The sequence below is a fragment of the Micromonospora sp. ABR4_055 genome (genome assembly GCF_056160425.1).
In genome coordinates this window covers 1-945 of sequence record NZ_JBSWXD010000330.1, presented here as the reverse complement: position 1 = coordinate 945, position 945 = coordinate 1, and the positions used below count along the sequence as shown (strand labels likewise).

At 72.0% G+C, this 945-nt stretch carries 1 protein-coding gene; it reads right to left on the bottom strand.

The genetic code is table 11. The features are described from left to right. The coding region (locus ACXAHD_RS32220; RefSeq protein ID WP_475055188.1) for a hypothetical protein at positions 1-945 on the bottom strand (945 nt) is incomplete at both ends.

Below are 945 nucleotides of genomic sequence, written 5' to 3'. Positions count from 1 at the left end.
GTCGCGGTGCCGCCGGCCCCGCCGGCCCCGCCGTCGCCGCCCTCGCCGTCACCCTCGCCCTTGCCTTCGCCCTTGCCGCGCAGCCCGACACCGACGCCGGCACCGACGCCGGCACCCGTCCCGCCGTCGCCGCCGTTGCCCCCGTCGGCGTCGGCGTCGCCACCGACGCCGCCGGCCCCACCGGTGCCGCTGGCGTCGCCGCCGGCCGCCCCGCTGGTGTCGATGTCGAACTGGGCAGCCTGGTTGTTGTCGCCGACCACGGCCTTGTCGACGTCGTCAGCGACGATCCCGGTGTTGTCGCCCAGCACCGTCCGGTCGACGTCTCCATCGGCGATCACGCCGGAGTTGGTGCCGGTGTTGACCACGCCGTCGATGTCGTCGCCTGCGGTGACGGCGTTGTCGCCGGTGTTGCCGACCACATCGCCGGACTCGGAGTTGCCGAGGAACGCGCCGTCACCGGTCGCACCGAGCACGTCGCCGCCGCCGGTGCCGACCACCGCGCCATCGTCGGCGATCACCTTGTCGCCGTCGACGAACTCCAGCGACGAGTTGTCGCCGGTGACGCCGAACGCGTCGTCGCCGGCCGCCACCGACCCGCCGGTCGCGGCGACCTGGTCGCCGTCGCCCTGCTGCGCCACCGCCCCGTCGCCGGTGGCCGCGTTGACGTCCCCGTCACCGGTGTTGGCGACGTTGCCGTCCCCGGTCTGGTTGAGGTTCTCGGAGTCGACGTCGATGTCGCCCAGCACCGGACCGTCCACGTCGACGTCCACCGAGTTGTCAATCTCGGTGGAGTTGTCGGTGAAGGTCTGCGAGTTGTCGATGAAGTTCTGGTTGGTGAAGTTCTGCGTCACCTGGGTCACCTGCTGCACGACCTCCGGGGTCGGTACGTTGGCGGGGGGGGAGGGAAAAAAAACCCCCCCAGCGCAGCCAACCCCCCCCCCCAAA